At 44.8% G+C, this 26,126-nt stretch carries 20 protein-coding genes; 8 read left to right on the forward strand and 12 right to left on the reverse strand.

Annotated features, from left to right (window positions below):
• Positions 1-35: 35 nt before the first annotated feature.
• The 7 genes from QUB26_RS25480 to QUB26_RS25510 all read right to left on the reverse strand — a co-directional run bounded on the left by QUB26_RS25480 (position 36) and on the right by QUB26_RS25510 (position 8,172).
• On the reverse strand, positions 36-1,280 hold the full coding sequence (locus tag QUB26_RS25480; protein WP_333240034.1) for a glycosyltransferase family 4 protein: 1,245 nt from the start codon (positions 1,278-1,280) through the stop codon (positions 36-38).
• A gap of 68 nt (positions 1,281-1,348) precedes the next feature.
• On the reverse strand, positions 1,349-3,352 hold the full coding sequence (locus QUB26_RS25485) for an ABC transporter ATP-binding protein (RefSeq protein ID WP_333240036.1): 2,004 nt from the start codon (positions 3,350-3,352) through the stop codon (positions 1,349-1,351).
• Positions 3,353-3,444: 92 nt separating this feature from the next.
• The gene (locus QUB26_RS25490; protein ID WP_333240038.1) at positions 3,445-4,596 is read right to left on the reverse strand and encodes a glycosyltransferase family 4 protein; all 1,152 of its coding nucleotides are present in this window, start codon (positions 4,594-4,596) and stop codon (positions 3,445-3,447) included.
• A gap of 279 nt (positions 4,597-4,875) precedes the next feature.
• Positions 4,876-5,712: a hypothetical protein gene (locus QUB26_RS25495; protein ID WP_333240040.1), complete on the reverse strand. Its 837-nt coding sequence runs from the start codon at positions 5,710-5,712 to the stop codon at positions 4,876-4,878.
• Positions 5,713-5,741: 29 nt separating this feature from the next.
• The gene (locus QUB26_RS25500; protein WP_333240042.1) at positions 5,742-6,665 is read right to left on the reverse strand and encodes an alpha-1,2-fucosyltransferase; all 924 of its coding nucleotides are present in this window, start codon (positions 6,663-6,665) and stop codon (positions 5,742-5,744) included.
• Between the two features lie 101 nt (positions 6,666-6,766).
• Positions 6,767-7,768, reverse strand: coding sequence for a UDP-glucose 4-epimerase GalE (gene galE / locus QUB26_RS25505; RefSeq protein ID WP_333240044.1), 1,002 nt, complete (start codon positions 7,766-7,768; stop codon positions 6,767-6,769).
• 200 nt (positions 7,769-7,968) lie between these two features.
• A complete protein-coding gene (locus QUB26_RS25510) occupies positions 7,969-8,172 on the reverse strand; it encodes a hypothetical protein (RefSeq protein WP_190659093.1) in 204 nt (67 codons plus the stop codon).
• 236 nt (positions 8,173-8,408) lie between these two features.
• On the opposite strand from QUB26_RS25510, the gene gloB reads away from it, so the two are divergent.
• Positions 8,409-9,182, forward strand: a complete 774-nt coding sequence (gene gloB, locus QUB26_RS25515) for a hydroxyacylglutathione hydrolase (RefSeq protein WP_333240046.1) — start codon at positions 8,409-8,411, stop codon at positions 9,180-9,182.
• Between the two features lie 97 nt (positions 9,183-9,279).
• Here the strand turns inward: gloB and QUB26_RS25520 are convergent, their stop codons facing one another.
• The gene (locus QUB26_RS25520) at positions 9,280-10,119 is read right to left on the reverse strand and encodes a glycosyltransferase (RefSeq protein WP_333240048.1); all 840 of its coding nucleotides are present in this window, start codon (positions 10,117-10,119) and stop codon (positions 9,280-9,282) included.
• A 641-nt stretch (positions 10,120-10,760) separates the two neighbouring features.
• Between QUB26_RS25520 and QUB26_RS25525 the strand changes: the two genes are divergently transcribed.
• From QUB26_RS25525 to dnaB, 3 genes are all read left to right on the forward strand, one after another.
• Positions 10,761-15,929 (forward strand): PAS domain-containing protein, encoded by a 5,169-nt coding sequence (locus QUB26_RS25525; protein WP_333320265.1) that lies wholly within the window; start codon positions 10,761-10,763, stop codon positions 15,927-15,929.
• Positions 15,930-16,198: 269 nt separating this feature from the next.
• The gene (gene rplI, locus QUB26_RS25530) at positions 16,199-16,657 is read left to right on the forward strand and encodes a 50S ribosomal protein L9 (RefSeq protein ID WP_333053831.1); all 459 of its coding nucleotides are present in this window, start codon (positions 16,199-16,201) and stop codon (positions 16,655-16,657) included.
• Between the two features lie 137 nt (positions 16,658-16,794).
• A complete protein-coding gene (dnaB, locus tag QUB26_RS25535) occupies positions 16,795-19,605 on the forward strand; it encodes a replicative DNA helicase (protein WP_333240052.1) in 2,811 nt (936 codons plus the stop codon).
• A gap of 92 nt (positions 19,606-19,697) precedes the next feature.
• Here dnaB and QUB26_RS25540 read toward each other — a convergent pair whose 3' ends face one another.
• Together QUB26_RS25540 and QUB26_RS25545 are read right to left on the reverse strand one after the other, a co-directional pair.
• Entirely contained in the window at positions 19,698-20,303 is a 606-nt protein-coding gene (locus QUB26_RS25540; protein WP_333053834.1) for an FKBP-type peptidyl-prolyl cis-trans isomerase, read from the reverse strand.
• A gap of 279 nt (positions 20,304-20,582) precedes the next feature.
• Positions 20,583-20,909: a phasin family protein gene (locus QUB26_RS25545; RefSeq protein WP_333053835.1), complete on the reverse strand. Its 327-nt coding sequence runs from the start codon at positions 20,907-20,909 to the stop codon at positions 20,583-20,585.
• Positions 20,910-21,125: 216 nt separating this feature from the next.
• On the opposite strand from QUB26_RS25545, the gene QUB26_RS25550 reads away from it, so the two are divergent.
• The 4 genes from QUB26_RS25550 (at position 21,126) to QUB26_RS25565 (ending at position 24,210) form a co-directional block, all read left to right on the forward strand.
• Positions 21,126-21,482, forward strand: a complete 357-nt coding sequence (locus QUB26_RS25550) for a zinc ribbon domain-containing protein (RefSeq protein WP_333240054.1) — start codon at positions 21,126-21,128, stop codon at positions 21,480-21,482.
• Between the two features lie 203 nt (positions 21,483-21,685).
• Positions 21,686-22,651, forward strand: coding sequence for a BadF/BadG/BcrA/BcrD ATPase family protein (locus QUB26_RS25555; protein WP_333320267.1), 966 nt, complete (start codon positions 21,686-21,688; stop codon positions 22,649-22,651).
• Between the two features lie 397 nt (positions 22,652-23,048).
• Complete coding sequence (locus tag QUB26_RS25560; protein ID WP_333053838.1) at positions 23,049-23,705, forward strand: hypothetical protein; 657 nt, start codon at positions 23,049-23,051, stop codon at positions 23,703-23,705.
• A 103-nt stretch (positions 23,706-23,808) separates the two neighbouring features.
• Positions 23,809-24,210, forward strand: a complete 402-nt coding sequence (locus tag QUB26_RS25565; protein WP_333240058.1) for an MgtC/SapB family protein — start codon at positions 23,809-23,811, stop codon at positions 24,208-24,210.
• A gap of 1,041 nt (positions 24,211-25,251) precedes the next feature.
• On the opposite strand, the gene QUB26_RS25570 is transcribed toward QUB26_RS25565, so the two are convergent.
• Both QUB26_RS25570 and QUB26_RS25575 read right to left on the reverse strand, forming a co-directional pair.
• Positions 25,252-25,464 (reverse strand): hypothetical protein, encoded by a 213-nt coding sequence (locus QUB26_RS25570; RefSeq protein WP_333240060.1) that lies wholly within the window; start codon positions 25,462-25,464, stop codon positions 25,252-25,254.
• A 50-nt stretch (positions 25,465-25,514) separates the two neighbouring features.
• Positions 25,515-25,745: a hypothetical protein gene (locus QUB26_RS25575; protein ID WP_242723336.1), complete on the reverse strand. Its 231-nt coding sequence runs from the start codon at positions 25,743-25,745 to the stop codon at positions 25,515-25,517.
• Between the last annotated feature and the right edge of the window lie 381 nt (positions 25,746-26,126).

Below are 26,126 nucleotides of genomic sequence, written 5' to 3' on the forward strand. Positions count from 1 at the left end.
GGAATTTTAAAGTCCCAAAAGCCTTTCGACCCCAATTATTTACTCGCTACCCCTTGACAGTTCAAGACAGTATCTACGGAATTTTGAATTATCGGATATCGCACTTGCTCATCTACATAACCCATAATTTTCTGTATCCTATTTTCCCACGAGAATTGCTTGACAAAATCCATCGTTTCTGCATAACCTTCGGTTTTCCTCGGATATTTGGTTAAACAATCTCGAATGCTTTGCGCGAACTGGTGCGGGTTATCCGGTTCGCACCAAGTTGCTGCTATATTTCCCGATTTAAATTCCATTAAAGATGCAATCTCCGTCGCTACAATCGGGGTTCCCGATGCCATGTAATCAAAGAATTTTAAAGGAGATGTGAACGTCGCGGCCTCTGTCAAACAGTGCGGGTGAGTCAAAACATCGGCTGCTTGCAGCAAGCTAGCTAGTTGATTTTGCGGCAGGTAGCCGAGAAATTTAATGTTGTTAACTTGCTTGGATTTGGCTAATTGCTGGTAGGCTGTTACTTGGGATGAATCACCGCCCGCGATCGCAAATTGAACCAGTGGCAATTCCTTAGCCACATCCACCAACATATCAACACCTTTAAACGGGTAAAGTCCCCCTGCATAAACTGCTAAATGCTGTCTGTCATCTTCTAATAATTGGTGTCGCCAATTCTGGGCTGCTTCTGTTTGTCTCGCGAGAAACAAATGGTTAAAACCGTTGTGCAGTGTAATTACTTTTTCCGGCGGCATTCCATTCTTAATCATGCTGTCTCGGACAGTATGGGCAACAGTTACGGAAATTTGAAACAGAGGATTGCGGACAATTTCTGATTCAAATTGCTTGTTTTCATGGTGATGCTGTTCATAGATAGCGGGAATTCCGTTTTTAATTGCTGCTTTGACAAAGTTCCAGTCGCGGGTGTGGACAATTTTAGTGGATTTAAGCAGGTGAATCGGTAAGTAGTATTTTGATACTATTGTACTGGAACTCGTCCACTTGCTGTCCCAAAGGTCGATCGGCCACGGCATCGGTAAATCTGCTACTTTTAATTTATCTTGAATATTGTAGATTTTGGCAAGTTTGTTATCTGGTTTCCTGGGTTGAAAAGGAAAAAGCAAATCAACCGGATTCAAAGCACTCCAGCCTTTGCGGAGGTATACCAAAACTGCTGGATAACCGAGGTTTGCTGCGGCATTGGCAGAGTGGGCAACTTGAACTAAGCTCGCTACATTGGGTTGTGGCAAGGTATTTCTGGTAAAAAATACATAATATTTGGACATGGTAATTGGTAGTTAGTAAGTGGTAATTAGTAATTGTTGACTGTTGACTAATGACTAATGACTAATGACTACTTTTTAACAGCCTGACGCTTAATAGTATTTTCTATAAATTCTAAAGTAGTGAAAATATTGGCAGCAGAGTGAAATGATTCTCTGATTAACTCGTCTCTTTCTTCGGGAGAGTCTACCATTTCATCTACTAGCATTTTGAGGTAAGCTATCATGGGAGTCAGGCGAGTGCGAATTTCGTAAGAACCTCTAATTAGAGCTTCATCGCGAGCGGTTTCTTCGGCAAATTGCACTGAATACAAGCGAGTGTAGTATCCTCCTTTTGCTAGCAATTCTTCGTGGGAGCCCATTTCTACTACTTGTCCGCGATCGATCACGGCGATTTTGTTGGCTTTTTGGACTGTGGAGAGGCGGTGGGCGATTACCAACGTTGTGCGATCGCAACTCAATTTCTCGATCGCCGCTTGCACGTACCTTTCCGAAACCGTATCCAGCGAACTCGTTGCCTCATCTAAAATTAAGATTTCCGGGTTTTGCAGCAGGGCTCTAGCAATTGAAATTCTCTGACGCTGCCCTCCCGATAAAATCACGCCCCGATCGCCAATTTGAGTATCCAACCCCTCCGGCAACAGTTGGATAAACTCATAAGCATTCGCTCCCTTCGCCGCTTCCACAATTTCTTCCTCAGTCGCTTGAGGCCTAGCGTAAGCAATATTTTCGCGCACTGAAGCATTAAACAAAAACGTATCTTGGCTAACAATACCCATCGCTTGTCTGAGACTTTTCAGCTCAAATTCGCGCAAATCCCTGCCATCGATCGAGATATGACCTTCAGTAGGATCGTAAAATCTCGGCAGTAAATCTGCCAAAGTTGACTTGCCAGAACCCGAAGTTCCTACCAAAGCCAAAGTAGTGCCGTGAGGTAGAAATAAATCAATTCCTTGCAAAACTAAATTTTTGTGGTTAGGATAACTAAAAGATATTTTATTAAAATGAATTCCCGATCGCAAATGAGTGTAAGGCACAGAACCGTTCAGCATAAATGGCTTGTCCTCGCAGCTCAAAAAATCATTAACCACCTCTACACTAGCCGACGTATTAGCAAATTGACTGCGCCCGCTATTCAACTGTGAAATTAAAGGAATTAACCTAAAAAGTACCAATAAGTAGGTTAATAAAATTGTAGCAATAGACTCTATCTCATTCGCAAATATGGTGCGACCTATAAATACAATCAAAATTATAACTATCAAATTAACAACTTCGTTAATTGGGGCGATCGCCGCATAATTTACCTGAGCCTGAAAATCCGCTTGTTCTCGCCTTTGAATTAAATACTTGATCCGCTGATACTCCCTTTCCTCGTTCCCAGTTGACTTGACCAGCCGAATCCCCGTAATGGTTTCCAGCACCCTAACCGAATAATCTTTCGACATTTCAGAAAGCAGGTGGCCAAAATGCTTGGAACGGTTAATAATATATTGATTTGCCCAAGCAACTAACGCCAGCAAAACTGTAGCTGTCACCGTCAGTTTCCACGAAATAGAAAGTAGCAGGCCCACAAACACCAAAACCGTGATTGACGTAGTAAACATTCCGATGGCCGTACCAACTGCACTAGCAGTCCGACCAATCTCTCCGCCCAATCTATTAATTAAATCGCCGACTTTAGTTTTAGAGTAAAAATCTAAATCTACTTCTAACAACAACCGCAAACCTGCTTCTCGTAAATCAAAAGTCAAAGATCGCGTCAAAGAAGTAGCTACTAAAGTATTGATATAACTCGCAACATTTTTAAAAAAAATTGCCAGCACAACCGCCCCGGTCATCAACATTAAACGCTGATTTTCGGGCATTCCCTCAAAGGGATACATCAAAGTTTTAATTAGAGATGGAGCGCCGCGCAGCTCGATAGCGTGATCTAAAAAACTTAAAAGCACTGGTACAATCAGAGTAGTGCTGATACCGTTGAATAAAGCGCCAGAAAAGCCCAGCATCACAGTTAAGAGAATCCTGCCGGGATATCGTCTGGCAAATTTTAGGAGTAGCTTATTGGCAGACATGAAGCATTCCCAGCTAAACAGTACGGCATCTCAAAATATTCTTTAATAACAGCCAGTTTTTCTTCCTCCCGTGAGTCGGTTTAAAATAACATTTACATACCTGCGATTATATCTGAAAGTATCGGTTTCATTGCTTGAATACTATATTTTTTCACACATCTTTCCCGAGCTTTCATTCCTTGTAAATTAGCCGCTGTCAAATGTTGAAATATCCATTGAATTTTTTGTGAAATTTGAGCGGGAGAACTCGGATCGACTAAATAACCCGTTCCTCCTAAAATTGCTGGAATATCCCCCACTCGCGTAGATAAAACAGGCTTAGCCATTGCCATACCATCTGTCAGCTTGAGCGGAAACTGAGCCACGGCTGTGAGAGTTTCTCGCTGAGGAACAACGACAACATGAGCCGCCGCTACAACCGACGGCATTGTCTCCACCGGAAACCTTGGCAGTTTAATAATCCAACGCCCCCATTGTTTCACAAGTTTATCATCATAATCATCATAAGGACTCCCACCGACGATCGCTAATTTTAAATCGGGCTCATTTAACTGTTCGAGGGCCATCAAAACATCCTCAACACCTTTGTGAGGTCGCGGTGCCCCCGGAAACATCAGAACTCTATACCCGGACAAGCCGTAACGCTGTCTGCTCAATTCAGGATTGTATTTAGCAGGGTCGAACATTGCAGTATCCTTACCATTAGGCAAATATACACCACCAAAACGCTCTTGTAAAAACTCAGTATCAACGGTGACTGCATCCGCACGGTGAATGAGACCTTCCATCCACTTGAGATAGAGGGGATGATCTGGTTCTCTCAATTGACCGTTATGTTTAAAAATATCTCGATAAAGTTGTTTGAAAGATGGACGGTATTTCCATTCATCTCCGCCGTACCAGCTCATTTCCCAGTCGTCTATATCTAAAATTATAGAGTGGCGAGTCGCCAGTTTTTTTAGCAGTGATAATCCAAAGCTTGTAGGTTTAGGTTTAACTGCATAAATAATATCCCCATCTATTTTTTTCCAAAGTTTTTGAGCATCCCTTAAAAACCCCGGATAATTTTTCCCCGGTATCGCACATACCGGGATATCTCTGGGAGGAGTAGCATACAATTCCGTGCCAAACTGAAATCCCACAACTTCTACATCACATTTAAGCTCTATCAAGACTTGAGCTAATAAAAAAGCACGAATTGCACCTCCTCCTGACAAATCGCTCACTACTAATGAAACTTTCACTGAGTATTTTGTTTAAAACATTTGTTTAATTTTCCTGCTTAACCGAGCTTTTGTCAAGGCGATGGGGACTCACGCACTCCCGACCAAAGCAACCGGGTTTTTAACCAGGGCAAAGGGCAGCAACGCGTCTTTTGGTAAAAAAAACACAATAATGAACCCAAGACTGTTATTCAAGCCAGCAATAATTCTTCTAGGTAAATTTTCGGATATGTTGAGGCTAATTTTTTTTGTTTGGGCAAAACTTTGTTGCTTTTGATGCAGTTTGCCAACAAACTTTAATTATTTTAAACGCCAGGGATTGTTAAGTTGATTTGGTAAAAATATTTTAGCTGTGCGATCGACTATTCTAGTAAAGAGCGATCGCGTCACGTTCTTTGCGTACTGAGGGCGGTAAGGATAAGTGCAGTGCATTACTTTAATCGGTTTGTCGATCGTATAAACATCTTTCCACTTATCCAAGTAGTTGTAAACCGGGGACAAAGTTGTCATTTTCGGTTTCACCGATTCAACAGCCGCCGCAAAAGCGCCCTGGTCTTTCAACAGTAGCACATTTTGATGGGCAACTACCATATCGAAATATTTCTTAAAGTTTGTGAACAATTCGTGAGTTTTACTACTTTTCGTAAAAGCGATAAATCCGCCATTGTATTGAATGCTATTTTCATTTAGCGGCAACCCGACAGACTGCAAAGTTGACAGAATATCCTGCTTAACTCTTAATAAATTTGCCGCTTTAGCAATCGCAGGCTGCACATCTTCCGTCACCAACAAATCCACCCCATCAAGAAAATCAAACACCTCATCTATTGGCGACAGCAAACAAATATCACAATCCATATAAATAGTTTTCTCAAACAGAGATTCCCCGTACAAAGCCAGCTTAGCTAGCCGCGACGCCAAAACAGGATTTTCATTAGAGGGTGCAGGTTTCAATATGACATTTCCAAACACCTGAAGTAAAGGATATAAAAATTGAGGAACTCTATCTATTAAAATAATAATTGGTTCCCGGTGAAACTTCCTAACAGACGCCAGAAAATGAACGCAATCCTGGAAAGAGTAAAGACCGGTTAAAATAGTGATAAATCCCTTAACTGCTAATTTATTTGAATTCATTAATTTACTTATTGATTTACTTATTCCCCTCAGTGTGTCCACTCCCAAAAGCTCTCACTCCAGTCATCTCGTTCGTGAAAAATTCCTTGCCATTCATAAAAATGTACAAAATCTTTCAGGTTAATTGTTTTATTGACATTGCGGATCATATAAAGAGGTTTATCTCCATAAAAAGAAGCCCACATAGTATAACTGCTAGGCGGCCCGACAACATAGTCGCATTCAGCCAAAGCATACATATCTTCAATTAAATGACTGCTGCCAAATCCACAGTTAAAACTCTCAAATAAACTCGGATTTTGCGAAAGATTAGAACAAATCAAAAACTTGATTTTTTTTCCTTCAAATAGCCTTACCACAGAATTCATGACTTCTAAATATTGCTCATTTTTGTAAAAGTATCTCCCCTGTTGATGCTGAGCATAATCTCCTTGACGGATGTGAATTCCAACGAGCAGATCCGAGTTATTTTTTAAATTCAATATCAAACGCTCTACATTGATTCTATATCGCTCTAATGGTGCAAAGTATGCTCTAATCGGGTCGGCGTACTTGTGTAACTTGGGGATATCTTCTACAAACCAGCCATCTCGAAACAGCCAGCCTTGAAAACAAACAATTGAACCGTGCTTGATTTGTTCGATATCCTGATATTTTAGCCAACTAAAAGGTTCTTTTCGGGTTATTTCTTGCGTTTTTAATATTTTTTTGTTGCTTAAATACTTAATAAAATTATAATATTTACTTCTGACAAACTTGTTGCCTGGTGCGGTAAAATATGGAGGAGGATAACAACACAAAAAATCCCCTGCGGTTCCCACAAAGAATCCTGCATATTCGTCAAAAGCCGGATTGAGAACAGTCAAATTATGCTCGATCGCCCAAGCAATGAAATTAGCAAAAAGCAGCAGTCGGTTGCCGAGTTGTCCCGATTTAGCAGATATTATTAGCATATTGTATTTTTGGGGCGGGCGGGACGCCCAACCCCTACTCCCCACAAGAATTCAATCAAACTTTGCTGTAATGGTAAGGTGCGACATAAGCACGCTACAGACTAAGAGTTGTGGCGTTTTTGGTGCCACTGCCAAGCATGGGAGATAATGTTCTTAATGTCGGGATACTCTGGAGACCAACCCAATGTTTCGATCGCCTTTTTGCTGCTACCAACTAAAGCAGGCGGGTCTCCTGGACGCCGATCGCACTCAACAGCCTTAATCTCTTTTCCCGTCACTTGGCGAGCCGTTTCTATCACCTCTTTCACCGAAAACCCGCCCCCATTGCCCAAATTAAAGAAATCAGATTTGCCACCATTTAGCAAATATTCTAATCCTAAAATGTGAGCAGATGCCAAATCGTTAACGTGAATGTAATCCCGGATGCAAGTACCGTCAGGAGTATCGTAATCCGTGCCAAAAATCGCGATCGAATCTCGTTTACCCAAAGCCGCGAACAACACCAGCGGGATCAGGTGAGTTTCTGGATTGTGATCCTCTCCTAACAACCCGTTCGGGTCAGCCCCAGCCGCGTTAAAATAGCGGAAACAAACAGACTTGAAATCATACGCAGCGTCAAAATCCGACAAAATCCGTTCTACCATTAACTTAGTAGCACCGTAGGGATTGATCGGGTTTTGTGGGTGGTCTTCTGTGAGCGGGATTTTCTGCGGTACACCGTAAGTCGCGCAAGTAGAAGAAAACACAAATTTCTTCACGTCAGCAGCGATCATTGCTTCCAAAAGCGTAATAGTGCCGATGACATTGTTGCGATAATATTTAGCTGGGTCGGTAACAGATTCGCCCACGTAAGCGTAAGCCGAAAAGTGCATTACCGCATCAATCTTGTGCGTAGCAAACAAGTTATCGAGAAGAGTGCGATCGTTCGTATCGCCAACTACTAACTCCACCTGCAAAGCCTGATCTACTAAATCTCTGTGACCGTAAACTAAATTATCCAAAATCACCACACCATAACCGGCGTTTTTCAGCGCTAATACTGCGTGAGAGCCAATATATCCAGCTCCGCCCGTCACCAAAATAGTTGGTTTTTCTGCACTCATTTTATTCTGCCTGTTTTTGTAGCTGGGATTGCCAAGAGCCTTGTTAATTTGAGACTTCCACATCTGACGCTTTCACACTCCGCGTGAGCCGGAGAATTCAAGCGAAATATATAGGCTTTGCTGTGCCCGACGGGACGATCGCACTCCTAAAAAACGCTTTTTATACTCCAGATAGATGCTGACTGTGCAAGTCTTTGTTTTCAATCGATAAACTTGAGGCGACCAATTTGGATATAATCAAATATCCGATTGATTTGATGTCGATCCTCTTCTGAAATTTTATCATCTGACAGGATAGCCGAAGTCAAAACTAAGTGTTCCCTGCGAGTGATCTTCCCAGAGGCTACAATCCGATCGACTTTTTGAGAAATTGTTAAGTTTGATTTGTTGTGAGATGTTCGCATTTATTCGATCGCTTGTATGCTAAAATAGTTAAAGCCGATTGCAGTTCATGACCCAAAAATGGTGCGTACTCGACCGCAAATCAATTTGCTCAACAGCATAAATAACGTATTAGAGTTTTACTTCCAGGTTTACTTCCCAAGATAGATATGCGGACTTAATAAATCTGCAATCAGCCTTCGGATAGCGTTCAGAGTAACTTAATTATATAATATTTTTCCGAGAGAGGCACTTTTCTATGCAGGTTTATCGGCTTCCGGTACTGTCCGACAATTACATTTTCTTGCTGCACGACCCCGATCGCCACACCGCAGCAGTCGTCGATCCAGCACGATCGCAGCCAGTATTAGAGCAACTGCGATCGCTCGGAGCCGAATTAACCGCAATTTTCATTACCCACCACCACAGCGACCACGTAGGCGGCAATCAGGAACTGATCGATCGCTTTCCCCAAATTAAAGTTTATGGTGGCGCAGAAGATAGAGGCAGAATACCCGGACAGCAAGTGTTTTTACAAGCGGGCGATCGAGTTTCTTTCGCCAACAGAACCGCCGAAGTCTTCTTCCTACCCGGCCACACAAAAGCTCACATCGCCTACTATTTCCCCCCCAGCAACCCCAGCGAAACCGGCGAATTGTTTTGCGGCGACACCTTATTTGCCGGCGGCTGCGGCAGGCTCAAAGAAGGCACTCCCGCCCAAATGTTAGCCTCTCTGCGGCAACTGCGAAACTTGCCCGATAGTACGAGAGTCTGGTGCGCCCACGAATACACGCTGAACAACCTGCAATTTGCCTTGAGTGTGGATGGCGACAATCCCGATTTACAGCAGCGCTTCGCCCAAGTCAAGGAAGCGCGCAGTCGATCGCAACCTACAATACCATCATCGATCGGCATCGAAAAAAGCACAAACCCATTTTTGCGCTGGGATTTTCCCAACCTCCAATCAGCCACCAACACCTCCGATCCAGTGCAAACCTTCGCTCGATTGCGCGGCATGAAAGACCAATTTTGACCCCCTCGCATCCAGGATACCCGCCACGTGATTCATCTCGCGCAAGTCAATGCTTCAATTCTAAAATCTAAAATCTAAAATCTAAAATTGATTGACCTTAACGTTTTTGTTTCTTCAGGTAACTCTTAAACTTGGTTGTCGGTTCCCTCAACCACTGGCCAAATGCTCTGTATTTTATCTTAAATCTCGACAGCCAATTAAAATTCTTGGGAATTTTTTCCACTTCGTCCTTAAACGGTGTCTGAGACAACATATCGAGCCATAATTGATTGGGGGTTGAGCTTTCCCACGGTTTCGGTCTTGACATAAAGTGCATCACTTTACTTGACATATCATCAGTCTTGTGGTTGTTCCAGATTTGGTCTAATTGCTTCCACCTTCCCGCTAAAACAGAATTTAATGCACCCTGATCGTGATCCCCCCAAAGGTTTAATCGAGCGTTTTCCATCAACTTTTCGGACAGTTGCTCTTCCTCCCAAAGCTTCATGTTGTAAACTAAAACACCCGTATTGAAATAAGGGTTTCGATCTTGAGAATTGTTCGTATTTCCCCAGACATTGGGTGCGGCTGCTATCGGCATTGTTTGAAGATCGAGGTTCCACAGTGGCTCTAAACTTCCCAGAACGATCGTGTCGCTGTCGAGCCAAATCAGCCTTTCTGTTTCCTTGGTATATTTTTCAGGCTGCAATTTAACGTAAGCAAGTTTAGAACCTGACAGAGAAAGAAGTTGGTCGTAACTAGATTGCAATTCTTGCCATTCAATCTGGTATTTGCAGCAATTCTGTAACTGTTCCTTTTGCTGTGGAGCTATGCCGGTAGATACAATGCTAATTTTTACCTGCTCCTGTCCCGATTTACTAACATTCAAATCTATAGACTTAAGAAGTGCTGCCAACCCCAGAATATAGTTGCGATCGCCGGCGGTGAATATGTGCATAGGATTAAGTTTGTGAAATTAACAAAGGTAAAAGGCGCGCGGTCAAACTTGACACAAACGTCGGCACGGGAGGAAGCAGGCTGCCCTGTATTGGGTAAATACGATCGCCCGTTTACCGTTGAGACGAACAGAACCTTGCCTAAATTTACCATCTGGTTTACGCAAAGAAACCGGGTTTTTAAGTAGGTAGGCGCAAATAAAGTTTACCACAATGTAACAGAAGGTAACGCGGGCGTAACCAGAGCGATTGCTTCGTTTCACTCGCTGCAAGAGAGGGCTTATTTATTTTCCAGCTTAATCTACTTATTTATCTGTGTGCAAGTGCCATCTGTTCGCGCGAAAACCAGCAACAGCAATGGGTAATATGCAGCAACACGGAAAACTGATGAGACGGACTAACCTGGCATTTGAAACAGCCAGAAAATTCCCCGTCGCCTCTGCCGAATCCCGCAAATGGTTCAGACGTGGGACTCTACGATAAAATAAATTGTCTAGATATCGATATTATTACCGCAGAACGATCGACATCCATCTTAGGTTTGAAGTGTCACCCTGCTCAAGTCAAAAGTTCCTCTGGTTATTTCCCTATTATTGCTCGCGATTTGCTTTGCCCAAAGTAAAATAAGCGTTGTTAGAAACCGATGCAAAACCCACGCAATACTGAACCCCAAGCAAAAATCGACCCCTCTGTTTCAACGGATTCTAACAAAGCGTTCTACCCAGCCGCGCCTTTGCCAACTGATGTAGGGATGGTTCTGCAATTGGCAGATGGTAGCATTCAGGGGTGCAATTGTCACGCCCAGGAGCTGTTGGGGATGACAGCAGAACAGATGCTCTTATGCACTTCAATCAACAGTCGCTGGCAGACTCTGCGTGAAGATGGCTCGGATTTTCCCGGCGAGACGCATCCGGCGATGGTGGCGCTGCAAACCGGGCAACCATCCTCAAATGTCATCATGGGCTTTGAGCGGCCACAGGGAGAATTGATTTGGTTGACGCTCAATTCTCAACCTTTATTTCAGGGAGATCGATCGACTCCCTATGCGGTAGTAACAACCTTCACTCCTATCGCTCAGCCTCAACCCGAACCAGTCTGTAACGCGCCCGCGGCCCAACTGTCAGACACCCTCGAAAGTATTTCGGACGGGTTCTTTGCTTTGGATCGAGACTGGCGATTTACCTACCTCAATTCGCAAGCGGCGCGGTGGCTGAATCGACCCTCGAAAGATTTGATTGGCAACAGCATTTGGGAAGAGTTTCCCGAATCAGTGGGCAGTTTGTTTGAGATCGCATCTTGCACCATTCTCAAGAACGGGCAAGATGCCCGTTTCACAAAAGATGAATTTTCTTCTTGTGGAACAGGCATCTTGCCTGTTCGGGAACAAATTACGGTGAGTTTTGAATTTTTTGATCCGCCACTCAATGCTTGGTATGCGGTACGAGCTTATCTCATCCCATCGGGACTTGCCGTTTATTTTCAAGATGTCACCGAGCAGAAAGCGGATCGGGCTGATTCAATTAAACAAGCACAAACTTCGCCGCAACAACTAACAGAAATCGAGGCGATTTATGCTAGTGCGCCGATCGGACTTTGCTTCCTCGATACCGAGTTGCGGTTTGTCCGCATCAACGATCGGCTAGCAGAAATAAACGGAGTTCCAGCCGCCGCCCACATCGGCAAAACATTGCGCGAAATCTTGCCAGAAATGGCAGATGATTTAGAGCCACTTTACCGACAAGTTATTGAAACTAAAGTTCCACTTCAACAGCTCGAACTTAGCAGGACGAACTCAGCACAGCCGGGAGTCGATCGCGATTGGCTGTTGAGTGTCTATCCACTCAGGGCCGAGGACGATCGCGTTTTGGGCGTGAATGTGACGGTGCTAGAAATTACCGATCGCAAAGCTACTAAAAAAGAAATTGAACGGCTCAACCAAGAACTAGAGCGACGAGTCAATGAACTGGAATCGATACTTGATGCTGTACCCGTTGGCATTACGATCGCCCGCGACCCACAGTGTAAAGTAATTCGCGCTAACCGATTTGCCCAGTCGATGTTGATAGTGCCGCCGGATACCAATGTTTCTGGAACCGGAGAGCAAGCCGCAACCCTTCCGTTTAGACGATTCCGCAACGGAGAAGAAATTCCAGGAGAACAACTCCCAATGCAACTAGCTGCGGCTTCCGGCGTCCAAGTGCGAGATGTGGAAATTCAAATGGTGCGCGAGGACGGGGTAGCCTTTGATTGGTTGGTGAATGCGGTGCCGTTATTTGACGAAGAGGGCGCAGTTCGCGGCTGTGTGGCGGCGTTTATGGATATTAGCGATCGCAAACAAGCTCTTGCTGCTTTGCACCGCTCTGAGGAACGCTATCGCACTTTGTTTGAGTCCCTAGACGAAGGTTTTTGCATCATCGAAATGCTGTTTGACGCCGACGAAAAGCCGATCGATTACCGCTTTTTGGAAGTCAATCCTGCTTTTGTGAAACAAACCGGACTCGAACAAGCTACAGGTAAAACGGTGCGACAGCTCCTTCCAAATCACGAAAATTATTGGTTTGAGATGTACGGCAAAGTCGCGCTCACGGGGGAACCATTGCGCTTTGAACACGGCTCGGAAGCCATGAACCGCTGGTTTGAGGTTTCGGCGTTCCGCACTCCTGAGCCGCACAGCCGCAAAGTCGCCGTACTTTTCAAAGACATTAGCGATCGCAAACAATCGGAGAATCTCCTGCGGCAACAGGAAGAGCAACTGCGACTGTTCGTCAAACATTCGCCTGCGGGGGTGGCGATGTTTGACCGCCAGATGCGGTATATGCTGGTGAGCGACCGCTGGCTATCAAGTTACGGGATCGGTACTCAAAACATTGTGGGCCGATCGCACTACGACATCTTTCCCAATTTGCCCGATCGTTGGAAACAAATCCACGAGCGCTGTCTGGCGGGAGCAGTCGAAACCTGCCCTGAAGATCGGTTTACCCGCCCTGATGGCTCCATCGACTGGGTGCGCTGGGAAATTCACCCTTGGCGAACCAACACCAATGAGATTGGCGGCATCATGATTTTTTGCGAAATCATCACCGAGCGCAAAAACGCTGAACTCGCGGTACAAGCGGCCTCCCAGCAAGTCAGCAATATTCTAGAAAGTATTACTGATGCCTTTATGGTGATCGATTCACAATGGCGCTATACCTACGTTAATGCCACAGCAGAAAAACTGCTTTCTCGATCGAGAAACGACTTGCTAGGTCGATCGATCTGGGAGGTATTCCCCGCCGAGAAAGAATCCAATTCAAGGGCATATCAAGAATTTCATCGAGTTGTTTCCGAACAAGTTTCTGTCAAGTTTGAAGAGTTCTCCCCGTCGATCCAGATGTATATAGAAGTGAGCGCCTATCCTGCGGCCGCAGGACTTACGGTTTATTGGAGCGATATTAGCGATCGCAAACGCACGGAAGAAGAACTGCGGCAAAAAAATGCGATTTTGAACGTAATTAACGAGTCAGCACCCACGCCCATTTTTGTCAAAGATCGAGAAGGACGGATTATTTATGCCAATCCAGCCACGCTGGAAATAATGGGCAAATCTGCTTCTGAAGTAATTGGTGGTCGCGATATCGATTTATACCCAGTAACAGAACTTGCAGTCACAGTCACGGAAAACGATCGGCGGATTATGGAGTCGGGACAAACAGAAGTCCTCGAAGAATCTCACGATGGCATTCGCACATTTCTGGTAATGAAAGCTCCATACCGCAATCAGGCGGGAGAAGTCATCGGCCTGATTGGCATCTCCAGCGAAATCACAAATCGCAAACGAGCCGAAGTCGCCATGCAAGAACAAACTAAGTTACTGCAAGTCATCATTGACAGCATTGGCGATGGTTTAATTTTGGCAAACCAACAAGGGGAGTTTGTGTTGTTTAACCAAGCCGCAGTGGGGGTATTCGGTCAGCTATCGAATGAAAAATCTTGTGAGGAATGGTCGAGCACCTACGGACTATTTTTGGCAGACCAAAAAACCCTTTTCCCCGCCGCTGAACTACCTCTAGCCAGAGCAATAAAAGGTGAATATGTCAATGATGTAGAGGTATTTGTCCGTCGCCAAGATACCGAAGGTCGCTGGATCAGTATCAGCGGTTATCCGGTAGTTGATATTAGCAACGAAATCAAAGGCGGAGTGATTGTCTGTCGGGATATCACAGAACGGAAACAAGCAGAAGCAGCGCTGCAAGAAAGCGAAGAACGATTCCGCACTATGGCTAACAATGCTCCTTTTATGGTATGGGTAACAGACTCCACAGGCTATTGCACTTTCTTGAGCGAAACCTGGTATGAATTCACAGGTCAAACTGAGGAAACAGGTTTAGGATTGGGTTGGATAAACGCGCTGCATCCAGAAGACCGCGAACAGGTCAAGAACGCATTTTTTACCGCCAAGGAACGCCAGGAACGGTACAGCGTTGAATATCGCGTCGGGCGCAAGGATGGCGGATATTCTTGGGCGATCGATGCGGCGGCTCCCCGATTTTCCGAAAGCGGACAATTTGAGGGTTATATCGGCTCTGTAATCGACATTACAGAACGCAAACAAGTGGAAACCGACCGTGATATAGTTCTCCAATTAGAACAAACTGCCCGCACGGAAGCCGAGCGAGCTAACCGCATTAAAGATGAGTTTCTGGCTGTGCTTTCTCACGAGTTGCGATCGCCCCTGAATCCGATTTTAGGCTGGTCGCAACTGCTCGTCGGCGGCAAGCTGAACGCCAGTCAAAGTGCCAAAGCTTTTGAGACAATTGAGCGCAACGCCAGACTGCAATCTCAATTAATCGAAGACTTGCTTGACGTATCTCGGATTCTGCAAGGAAAACTCAGATTGAATGTTGCTCCGATGAATCTGGCAACCATTATTCCATCTGCTGTGGAAACCGTGCAATTAGCAGCGGAAGCTAAAAAAATTCAAATCCAAACAATCTTAAATCCCGATGTCGGGCAAGTTCTCGGCGATACAAGTCGCTTGCAACAAATTGTGTGGAATTTGTTATCAAATGCTGTGAAATTCACGCCAGAAGGCGGTCGAGTAGAAGTTCGATTAGGGCAAATCGAACACCAAGCTCAAATTAAAGTTACGGACACGGGTAAAGGTATTCTTCCCGATTTCTTGCCTTATGTTTTTGACCATTTCCGACAAGAAGATGGCGCAACAACTCGCAAATTTGGCGGCTTGGGATTGGGATTGGCGATCGTTCGCCAACTGATCGAACTTCACGGCGGAACGGTGTTTGCAGAAAGCGCAGGAGAAGGTCAAGGAGCGACGTTTACGGTGAGATTACCGCTATTAAATGATGATTCTAGAAGGCAGGAGGATGAAGCCCTCAATGGGGCTGCTAGTCCCGATCTCTCATCCTTGCCACTAGCTGGATTGAGAATTTTGGTGGTAGATGATGAACTCGACTCGCGAGATTTTGTTGCTTTTGTGCTTGAGGAAGCGGGTGCAGAGGTGATTTCCATGTCATCTGCTGCTGAGGCGCTAGAGTCGATCGAACAAACTGCACCGGATTTGCTCGTCAGCGACATCGGAATGCCCCAGATGGACGGATATATGTTGATCCATCGCATCCGCACTCAGCTTGCGCCTGAGTATCGGCAGTTGTTGGCGATCGCCTTAACGGCCTATGCTGGAGAAGCCAACGAGCGCCAAATTTTGCAAGCCGGATTTGACAAACACTTAGCCAAGCCGATCAATCCGACCCAGTTAGTTGCTACTGTAGCGCGATCGATCGTCGCCCAGCGCCTTGAAAATCAAGCCTGAGTGTTCGGTAAGACATTGCACTGTAGTTGATTTGGCTCATTACAGCACCCCCGTGTTGCGTAATTTCAAACTGAATTTGCCCCTTAAAAATATTATCCCTGTTTCTTCCCTCGAACGTCGAATCTCGAACCTCGAATCTCAACATCCATCCATTAAATCCGTTACATCCGTTACATCCGCTACATAATCCGTTGCCGAACTCCCTTGCGATCGCCCCTAAAACTTCGCTATTATAAAAAGTTGCAGTTAAAACCCCACAACCCACGATCATGGCCAAGCGCGTTCAATTAGTTTTAAATAAAGATGTCAGCAAACTCGGCAAAGCTGGCGACGTAGTAGAAGTAGCCCCAGGCTACGCCCGCAACTACCTAGTACCCCAAGGCATGGGATTTAAAGCCACTCCAGGCATTCTCAAGCAAGCAGAGCGCCGCCGTGAAGAAGAAAGACTGCGCCAGCTAGAGCTCAAGCAGCAAGCTGAAGTCCGCAAAACCGCCCTCGAATCGGCTGGGCCTTTCATCATTTCCAAGCAAGTTGGCGAAGCTGACGCGATTTTTGGTACTGTTACCAACCAAGAAGTAGCAGAACTAATTTTCAACTCTACCAGTCAAGAAGTCGATCGGCGGGGCATCACCCTACCCGAAATTCGCCAAACTGGTACATACAAAGCTGAAATCAAACTTCACGCCGAAGTTACCGCCGAAGTTGATATTCAAGTTGTTCCGATGTAATTTGGTATTGGGAATTGGGAATTGGGAATTGGGCATTGGGCATGGGGCATTGTCATTTGTTTTTCTAATAACCCATAACCAATAACCAATAACCAATAACCAATAACCAATAACCAATAACCAATAACTATTGACTAATGAGCGATTTGATGCCGACAAATATAGAGGCAGAAGAAGCAATTTTGGGGGGAATTTTAATTGACCCTGAAGCTATTTCCCGAATTGCCGAACTTCTGCGACCGGAGTTTTTTGCCATCAGCGCTCATCAAGTCATTTATCGATCGGCATTAGGGCTATTTTTACAGGGTCAACCTACCGATTTAATGACGGTAACAACTGCGCTAACCGACCGCAACCAGTTAGAGCAAGTAGGAGGACTAACTAAATTAGCACAATTAGTCGATCGCACAGTTTCCGCAGTCAACATCGACCAATATGCAGTTTTAGTTGAAGACAAATATCAGCGCCGCAAATTAATCGAAGCTGGCAACAACATAGTACAATTAGGTTACGAGACAGCAACACCACTAGAAACAGTCTTAGACCGCGCCGAACAAGAAATTTTCAGCATAACTCAAGAACGCCCGCAACAGGATTTAGTATCGATCGGCGAAACACTAAACCAAACATTTCAAGACCTAGAAAATCGCAATGAAGGCCTCACACTTCCCGGTATTCCGTGCGGTTTCTATGACTTAGATGCTATGACAGGAGGCTTTCAGCGATCGGATTTAATCATCGTTGCGGCTAGGCCGGCGATGGGAAAGTGCTGTACAGATGAGTCCGTTATTCTACAAAGCGATGGAAGCCTTGTTACCCTTGAAGAAATCTATCAAAAACGTCAAGCTGAATTCCTAACATTAGGAGAAGATTGGCAATTTCACCTAACTAGACCATCAGCTTTTATAGATGATGGAATTAAGCCTGTATTTCGGGTCACAACAAGACTGGGACGCTTTATAGAAACTACAATTACACACCCATTTTTAACAATTAAGGGATGGCGGCAGTTGGCCCAAATACAAGCAGGCGATAAAATTGCTGTCCCCCGCAGGATGAATGTTTTTGGTAAAGAAACCATCCGATCCTGTGAAGTTAAGTTATTGGCTTATCTAATTGGGGATGGGTGTTTGACACGCAGCGCCCCGAAGTTCACAAATGGAAATACTGCTATACTACAAGATTTTGCTGAAGCTGCTACTAGCTTCGGAGGTCTTAAGCTGCGATTCCGCGAGCAAGGGAAACGCGCACCAGAATATTATGTCATGGGCGATCGAGAAGGTTACACAGAGAAAATAGAGCTCTTTGGTGGGAATCTACAAAAACTCCTTGAAAAACGAAATTTGTCTGTTCCAGAATTCGCTCAAAAATTGGAAGTTCCACCTGTTTTAGCCTGGTCTTGGGTACAAGGAATTGCCTTCCCAAATCAAGAATTATTTAGTCGGATCTGTGAAATTTTAGAAGTAGAACCAAAACAGCTAACCGGGCCCGGAATGGATGCTATTAATACAAAACATAAAAATCCTCTGAGACATTGGTTAGAAGAATTAGGTCTGATGGGCAAAAATGCTCACCAGAAAACAGTACCAGAAATAGTTTTTAAATTGGAGCGATCGCAAGTTGCCCTTTTTCTCAACCGCCTCTTTTCAACAGACGGCTGGGCAACCGTGCTTACCAGCGGTCAATCTCAACTAGGCTACTGTTCTGTCAGCGAAGGACTAGCCAGACACGTCCAGCATCTACTGCTGAGATTTGGCATCATTGCCGCCCTCAAAAAGCGTTCTGTCAAATACAAAAATACTCGCAGACCAGCTTGGCAAATTGATATTACTGACGCAAAATCAATCAAAACCTTCATATCAGAAATTGGCATTTTTGGCAAAGAGGTAGCCTTATTCAAAGTAAAAGAAGCATTAGAAAATAAAGAATCTCACAATAACCGCGATTTGATTCCAGTGGAAGCTTGGGAATATCTAGCATTAGCAAAAGGCAACGAATCTTGGGCATCCTTAGCAAAACGCGCAGGTATCAAAGGTCATTCAAATATCCACGTTGGTAGACGTGCGCTGTCCAGGGAAAGATTTTTAGTTTTAGCAACGGCTTTAGATAATTTGTGGCTGAAACAACTGGCAGATAGCGAGGTTTACTGGGATGAAATAGTTTCCATCGAACCGATGGGAAACAAGCAAGTTTACGACTTAACTATCCCGGAGACGCACAATTTTGTGGCTAACGATATCTGCGTTCACAATACTGCTTTCTGTACCAACATCGCCCACCACATCGCCGCCGGACAGCAGAAATTGCCGGTTGCCGTTTTCAGCTTAGAAATGTCGAAAGAACAGCTAGTGCAGCGCATCCTGTCCAGCGAAGCCAAAATAGAAAGTAACCGATTGCGATCGGGTAGAATCAGTCAAAACGAATGGGAACCAATCAGTACAGCCATTGGCAATTTATCAGAACTACCACTATTTATTGACGATACTCCCAATATTACCGTCACAGAAATACGATCGAAAGTCCGCCGCCTCCAAGCAGAACAAGGCGGAACCCTAGGATTAGTCTTGCTAGATTACCTGCAATTAATGGAAGGTACCAGCGACAACCGTGTGCAAGAACTATCTCGAATTACCAGAAGTCTTAAAGGTTTAGCCCGCGAACTCAACGTGCCGATTATTGCCTTATCTCAGTTGAGTCGGGGTGTAGAAGCGAGGACAAACAAGCGGCCCATGATGTCAGATTTGAGAGAAAGTGGAAGCATTGAGCAAGACGCAGATTTAGTAATTATGCTCTACCGCGATGAATATTACAATCCTGATTCGCCCGATCGCGGAATTGCAGAAGTAATTATTACCAAACACAGAAACGGGCCCACAGGAATCATCAAACTATTATTTGACGCCCAATATACCTGCTTTCGCAATCTGGCATCTCCGAAGCGATCGTAAATCAACCAGAACATACACAAAAACCCGGTTTCTCAAAAAAAACCGGGTTTCTAAATACCGTAAAAGTTTTACGTTGAATTAGATTGAGCTACCTAGCCACCGATTCTCAACAATTCCACATCAAAAATCAGCGTAGCATTAGGAGGAATCACCCCGCCCGCACCGCGAGCGCCGTAACCGAGTTCAGGGGGAATAATCAACTTGCGCCGGTCTCCAACTTTCATCGTACCGACACCTTCATCCCAACCCTTAATTACTTGACCCACGCCAATTTTGAACTGAAAAGGTGAATTGCGATCGCGCGAACTGTCAAACTTCGTGCCATCCTCCAAAGTTCCAGTGTAGTGTACGACAACCGTCTGCCCGGTTTTTGGAGTCGCCCCCTTACCCTCTGTCAATTCAACATATTTCAGACCTGAATCTGTGGTGACAGTTTTCTCAGTATTAACAGTTTTCTCAGTATTATCAGTCATGTTATTGCCAGCGATAGTAGCTGGTACCTTCGGTAAAGTAGCATCAGCTACTAGCAAGCTATTTTCATTCAAAGACTGCGCTGACAACTTCTCAATAGCAGTCTCTGGTAAAAGATTGTTCAATTCGGCTGCAACTGCTTGGGACCCAGAACCGCCCATTTGAGCGACTATCAAAAACAAAAAGCAAACCAGCATTACTCCCAAGCTGACTAGAACTCCTCGCAAAATTAATCCTCCTAATACTTTTAACCGCGATATCTCAGATATCTAAGACATCTAGTACAACAAGAACTACCAAATTTTATCTGAACTTTTCCACCAAAAAACGGCAGGTATCAGATAATTTTAAAGGCAAAAGTATGAAGTCAAAATGTTTGTTATTCTACATAAATGGCTTCTACATAAGTGCCTTTTTTAGCCTTCTGCCTTCGGGTGACAATCTTATCACAAGATAGCAGCCAACTTCTCGCGGGCGTTAGCGAAGCTTGCAGAAGAGGAGCGAACTCAGCGCCAGTTACGGTTTTCTAAATCCCGCATCTGACGTTCCAAACGATCGAGCCTTCCCCGCAACTCATCCATTTCGGACTGTCGGGGGACTCCCATATCTTGCAGCATATTCCGTAGTTGCCGCTGCAACTGCGTCTCCCAATTCCCCTGTTCAGACTTGATGTGCTCCGTCATGTCATCGACAAAGGTTTTGGCTTGCTCAGGATTGATTTTGCCATCTTTGACCCATTGCTCGCTGACTTCCTGCAATTTCTCTGCCACCAGAGAGGTAGTACCAATGCCCAGCATTACCAGTTGTTTGAGTAAGTTGCTATTGTTATCCATAGATTTTTCCTAATGTTTGCCCTTTCATACCCGATCGGCTCAGGTCGCCTGCAGTCGCTGCGAAACCATCTGTAAACTTAAAGTTACATCAGCGCACACCTACCTTTCTATTTTGGAGCATCCAGCCGCCTGATGGCGAGGCGATCGCCCATTCTCGGCGTTCGGAAAACCCGCTAATGAGCCTACCCACCACATTACCCCATCACCCTGCTGTCTATGCCTGATTGCCCCCGCTGTCACCAACCTGTAGACGCCCAAGCCCTGGCCTGTCCACACTGCAAAATCCCCCTCAAAGCTTTCGGTCATCCGGGTATCCCCCTTTATCGATCGAAACCCGAAGAATTTCTGTGTACTACCTGTATTTATCACGCAGACGATACTTGCAACTACCCGCAGCGTCCTTTTGCCAAAGAATGCACGCTTTATCACAATCAAGCTGAGCCACTTGTGCCACAGACGATTCCTTACAGCAGCGGCGACGGGCTGCAATCAATCAAAAATTGGTGTCAGCGCCATCTGGTTTGGTTAGCATTATTAGGTTTAATTATTATTAGCATTGCTCTGTCGATTTAATCTCACATCTTGCACCATTCTGAAGAACAGGCTTTCCGGTCTGTTCCACAGGAGATTAATTTTCTTGTGGAACAGGCCGGAAAGCCTGTTCATAAAAGGCTTATTGACAATGGTACAACATCTCAGTTTAATCTGATTGTACAAAGCGTAGAATAGAGAGATATCTGTTAATCTGGGTTGCTCTATTATTCTCTAAATTATTCATGAGCTACGTATTCGGCATCGACGGCGGCGGCACTAAAACAATCTGCCTTTTAATGGATGACAACCACCTTGTTTTAGGACGGGGTGAAGCAGGGCCGTCCAATTATCAAACCCTGGGAATTGAGACAGCAAAACAATCCATCCAATTGGCGATCGAACGAGCAGTTCTGTCCGCTAAAATCGAGACGAATAGCAATCTCAACATAGAAGCAATTGGTCTGGGACTAGCAGGCGTCGGGCGTCCAAAAGATCGTGAAATAGTGCAATTTGTAGTGCAGAACTTGCAGTTGACGAATACTTTACCAGTAACCCGATCGTTCCTGCCCAGGAATATAGTAATTTGCAGCGACTGCGCGATCGCACTTGCTGGCGGTACAGGTTATCCAGTAGGTATCGCCGTTATTTCAGGAACAGGTTCGATTGTTTTTGGGCAAAACCGTCAAGGAAAAACTAAACGAGTCGGCGGTTGGGGATATATTTTAGGCGATGAAGGCAGCGGGTATAACATCGCCCTTCAGGGTTTGCAAGCTGCTTTGAAGTTCTATGACGGACGCGAAGATTTTACCGTGCTTGCGGAAAAATTTCAAAAGCATTTAGGCCTCAATAACCTAGAAGAATTGGTAGAAGTTGTTTACGGGCGCGGTTGGGGAGTCAAAGAAATTGCAGCTTTAGCGCCGATTGTCCAACAAGCCGCAGCAGAGGGCGATCGCGTCGCTGACTGCATTATCAATAATGCTGTAGCAGAATTAACCTATTCAACCAAAATAGCCATTTCAGCGCTATTTAACCAAACAGAAGAATTTGAAATTGTGATCGTAGGAGGTGTGTGGGGTGGAGAGGCAAATTGCCGAGGTCGGTTTGAAGCAGCCATAAGTGCGATCGCCCCAAAAGCTAAGGTTATTTCGCCCCGATACGAACCAGCTTTCGGTGCTGGATTGCTAGCCTTAAACGCTCTCAACAATTAATTGTTGACTGTTGACTGTTGACTGTTGACAATTCCCGCATCCAGGATACCCGCCACGTGATTCATCCGTCCAGAAATAAAAAACCTGTATCCGATGAAACTTGCCGAACGTATTTATCGGTGGGGTCAATGCTTCAATTCTTTAATCTAAAATCTAAAATCTAAAATCTAAAATCGATTGACTGTTGACTATCTTCCTTATCTTCCCGATCGCCCCTGTCTTGCGGATTTTCTAGATTTTTCCAAATTTTAAACTTCTTGATTATCAACCTTATCTTCCCAACTGGTAGAATTCCAGCCTGCCATAATCAAAACATCAGATGAATGCGAAACCAGAAACAAATTTAGCAGTAGTGCGTTCCTAAGTAAACAAAAACCGAAGCAAGGAGACAATTTATATGATTACTTCTCAAAAATGGCGTTCAGCAACAGCAGCAATCCTCGCACTGGGCATTACAGTGGGAACCAGCGCGCCGCTGGTGGTAGCTACTCCCGCAGAAGCCCAACAAAGAATTTCCCAATTTGATAGCATCCGAATTCCGTCGGGCAGTGTAATTCCAGTTAGGTATGAAAAAGACAAAATAGTTGTCACCCGCGAAGAAACTTCACCTTTAACTTTAACAGTAGCGCAAGACATCCGCACACCTCAAGGCAGAGTATTAATCCCCGGAGGCAGCCAGATAGTCGGGGCACTGCAACCTGTCAGAAGAGGCAATCAAATCGGTACTCAATTTGTTGCCAGAGAGTTAATTATCAGCCGCCGCCAACGCTATCGGATTGATGGCTATTCGGGAATTATTACCCGAACTGAAAGAGTCCAAAAAGGTGCTGGCACAGGTTCAGTAGCACAAGGTGCCGCCTTGGGTGCAGCCGCGGCGGCTGCACTCGCAGGCATTACCGGCGACAAAGCGATCGCGACTGAAGAAGTATTGGGAGGCGTTGGGATCGGCGCTTTAGCTGGAGTATTGTTGGGGCGGCGCAGCGTTGACGTGCTGGTGATTCGCCCGGAACAAGATTTGGCAGTGAGATTGCGATCGGACATCGTACTCCGCTAATATTGGAATCTTCGGATTAATTATTTGCAGTAAAACATTGTCGATCGCTAACTTGTGGTCTCCCGATAATTGGCTAGGCATACTTTTAAGGTTGTGCCTAGCCATGTTTGTTGGCGGAATTATTGGATGGGAGCGCCAACTCAGAAATAAACCAGCGGGATTGAGAACTCATATGCTAGTTAGTATGGGTTGTGCGCTGTTTGTTTTAATGCCGCTGGCAATGGGGAAAAATGAAAACGGAGGAGATGCTGTAGCGCGCGTAATTCAAGGCGTTGCTGCCGGGATTGGGTTTTTGGGAGGCGGAGAAATCCTGCGGCAAAATCGACATGAAATAGGCAAAGTTGAAGTTCACGGGCTCACATCTGCCGCCGCTATTTGGGTGTCAGCAGCTTTAGGAACTGCTGCAGGATGCGGGTTGTGGCAACTGGCCTTAATTGGCGCTTTAATGTCGCTGTTTGTTCTGAGAGTAATTAAAGAGTTAGAGCGTCGAAGTCGTAGGAAATAGTCTCAGTGATGATATAAAATCGGGTATTATAACCGTTATAACGTTTGTAGTGACGAAGGAAGTACGAGCTAGTTTTATGACGGTTAAATTACTCACTACGAACTAACTTTATTACGGTCGATGGAGGGAAAATAATATTAGCTGTTTCATACCAACCCCAGTTAATCATTGATCGTAAATTGTTTGCCATTATCCCAGCCATATCTGTCAATAAGGTGAAAAAGGAGCGTTACACAATTTGAGGATGATTATTGTGGGCATTGGTGTTAACTTAACGTTAAACCCTTATTCCAGCACGGGTTTCAACAAGAGTCTCCATCAAAGCGAAAGTCCTCGCTATGAGGACTAATGAGTTCTTCAGTCCTCTTTGAGAGGACTTTTGCTCTCTCGACAGGGAATTCATTCCCTGGCGGACTGACGGGTGAGCGGGAGGACTGGCGGACTAAAAGCTTAAGTTGAGACTAATATATTGTGGGGTGTTCCGCCTGCGGTGAAAATACACGCTTTCGGGCTAAGCTGTCGCGCATTTAAATTGTATATTCAGGGCGGGCGGGACGCCCACCTCACAAGACTTTGATTTTTTTTGACATACAATTTAAATGCCGCAACAGCTTACGAGAGTCCATTCCACAAAAAAACAATCAAAATCATCCCGCAATTATGCAACGGCTAAAAAGTGGCTAAAAAGCTGGAAATCTCTGCTTGGGGCGATCGATAAATCTTCTCGATTTGATAGATAATTAATCATAAATAACATCTCAATAATAATAATGATAAACTTGTACGAAACAAACACTGTGACTACGCCTTGACAGGTCTGGTCATCCAGCCTGACCTTTGATGAGTGAAGTCCTCACTATCCACTTAAATCTTCATTTTAATATTTATTTCAATTTTAGTGAATTTGCTTAACACCCATTGAAGCAAAATACCAATATTTTTTAAATTAATTAGTATATAAATCAGCCAATAATTATATGCTTTCACCCTTTATTTTAAATAAAGCTTAATATTTATATCCCCAGATGATTGAATAACAAATTAATTCCTATCATGGAAATTTGGCATTTTTATCAATTCCAAAGACTCTTGCCTCACCCGACCCGCCATCGCAGCTAACTGCAAGCTCATAAAAGCATTCAAATCTTCCAAATCACACTTGGCTGAGGAAAAAATCTTCTGCATTTCATTTTCTGCTTCCAAACTCAGATATCCAGCGGCAATAGCTTGTTTTACAACTTCACGAACCTGCACGGTAAAAATGTCCCTTACTAAATTTTAACTAATCAAAAGCCAACTAATTACTAACAGGAAGTTTCGGAAGCCGTCTCGCCAAAGATTTCAAACTTTTTTAGCTCGCGAGACTCTTGTTTCACTCCTCCAGACATAGCTGCTAGTTGCAAAGCCATAAAAGCATTTAAGTCTTCCAAGTCATACTGGGTGGTAGTTAACATCCGCCGCAGTTGATTTTCGGCTTCAAGGGTTAGATAGCCCAGAGCCAGAGCTTGCTGGGCGAGGTCGCGAATTAGTACCATAACACTTCGGGATTTTATTGGTTCAAGCCTAAGTATCGAATGTTTTCACAGAATCAGCAGTGACGGCTATTGCTCAATAGGTGTGACATTGTGACGGGCCACTCGTGACAGCCGGAGTCGCAGAGTGTGACTAAGTATTTGCACTGTTGTGACGGAGATCACGCGGGGGATACCAGAGGAGGAGTCGGAGAGTGGGGAGTCGGAGAGTGTCCGGGTGTCTGGGTGGGGGAGTCGGAGAGTATCCGAGTGGAGGAGTCGGAGAGGGGGAGCATTTTTCTTCTTCCCTGGGACTAATGACTAAGGGTGAGAATTAAATAAAATCCACTTTTCATGACTGTTGTGGGATGGGCGTCCCGCCCGTCCAGAAAGGACGGGCGGGAC

Source organism: Microcoleus sp. B4-C1 (assembly GCF_036705285.1).
Classification (GTDB): Bacteria; Cyanobacteriota; Cyanobacteriia; order Cyanobacteriales; family Microcoleaceae; genus Microcoleus.

Coding starts and splice junctions, on each gene's coding strand:
- QUB26_RS25500 (WP_333240042.1), bottom strand. CDS start 6,665: ATGCTAATAATATCTGCTAAATCGGGACAACTCGGCAACCGACTGCTG.
- QUB26_RS25560 (WP_333053838.1), top strand. CDS start 23,049: ATGATTACTTCTCAAAAATGGCGTTCAGCAACAGCAGCAATCCTCGCA.
- QUB26_RS25545 (WP_333053835.1), bottom strand. CDS start 20,909: ATGGATAACAATAGCAACTTACTCAAACAACTGGTAATGCTGGGCATT.
- galE (WP_333240044.1), bottom strand. CDS start 7,768: ATGAGTGCAGAAAAACCAACTATTTTGGTGACGGGCGGAGCTGGATAT.
- QUB26_RS25485 (WP_333240036.1), bottom strand. CDS start 3,352: ATGTCTGCCAATAAGCTACTCCTAAAATTTGCCAGACGATATCCCGGC.
- gloB (WP_333240046.1), top strand. CDS start 8,409: ATGCAGGTTTATCGGCTTCCGGTACTGTCCGACAATTACATTTTCTTG.
- QUB26_RS25525 (WP_333320265.1), top strand. CDS start 10,761: ATGCAAAACCCACGCAATACTGAACCCCAAGCAAAAATCGACCCCTCT.
- dnaB (WP_333240052.1), top strand. CDS start 16,795: ATGAGCGATTTGATGCCGACAAATATAGAGGCAGAAGAAGCAATTTTG.
- QUB26_RS25555 (WP_333320267.1), top strand. CDS start 21,686: ATGAGCTACGTATTCGGCATCGACGGCGGCGGCACTAAAACAATCTGC.
- rplI (WP_333053831.1), top strand. CDS start 16,199: ATGGCCAAGCGCGTTCAATTAGTTTTAAATAAAGATGTCAGCAAACTC.
- QUB26_RS25575 (WP_242723336.1), bottom strand. CDS start 25,745: ATGGTACTAATTCGCGACCTCGCCCAGCAAGCTCTGGCTCTGGGCTAT.
- QUB26_RS25495 (WP_333240040.1), bottom strand. CDS start 5,712: ATGAATTCAAATAAATTAGCAGTTAAGGGATTTATCACTATTTTAACC.
- QUB26_RS25520 (WP_333240048.1), bottom strand. CDS start 10,119: ATGCACATATTCACCGCCGGCGATCGCAACTATATTCTGGGGTTGGCA.
- QUB26_RS25565 (WP_333240058.1), top strand. CDS start 23,809: ATGTTTGTTGGCGGAATTATTGGATGGGAGCGCCAACTCAGAAATAAA.
- QUB26_RS25510 (WP_190659093.1), bottom strand. CDS start 8,172: ATGCGAACATCTCACAACAAATCAAACTTAACAATTTCTCAAAAAGTC.
- QUB26_RS25480 (WP_333240034.1), bottom strand. CDS start 1,280: ATGTCCAAATATTATGTATTTTTTACCAGAAATACCTTGCCACAACCC.
- QUB26_RS25550 (WP_333240054.1), top strand. CDS start 21,126: ATGCCTGATTGCCCCCGCTGTCACCAACCTGTAGACGCCCAAGCCCTG.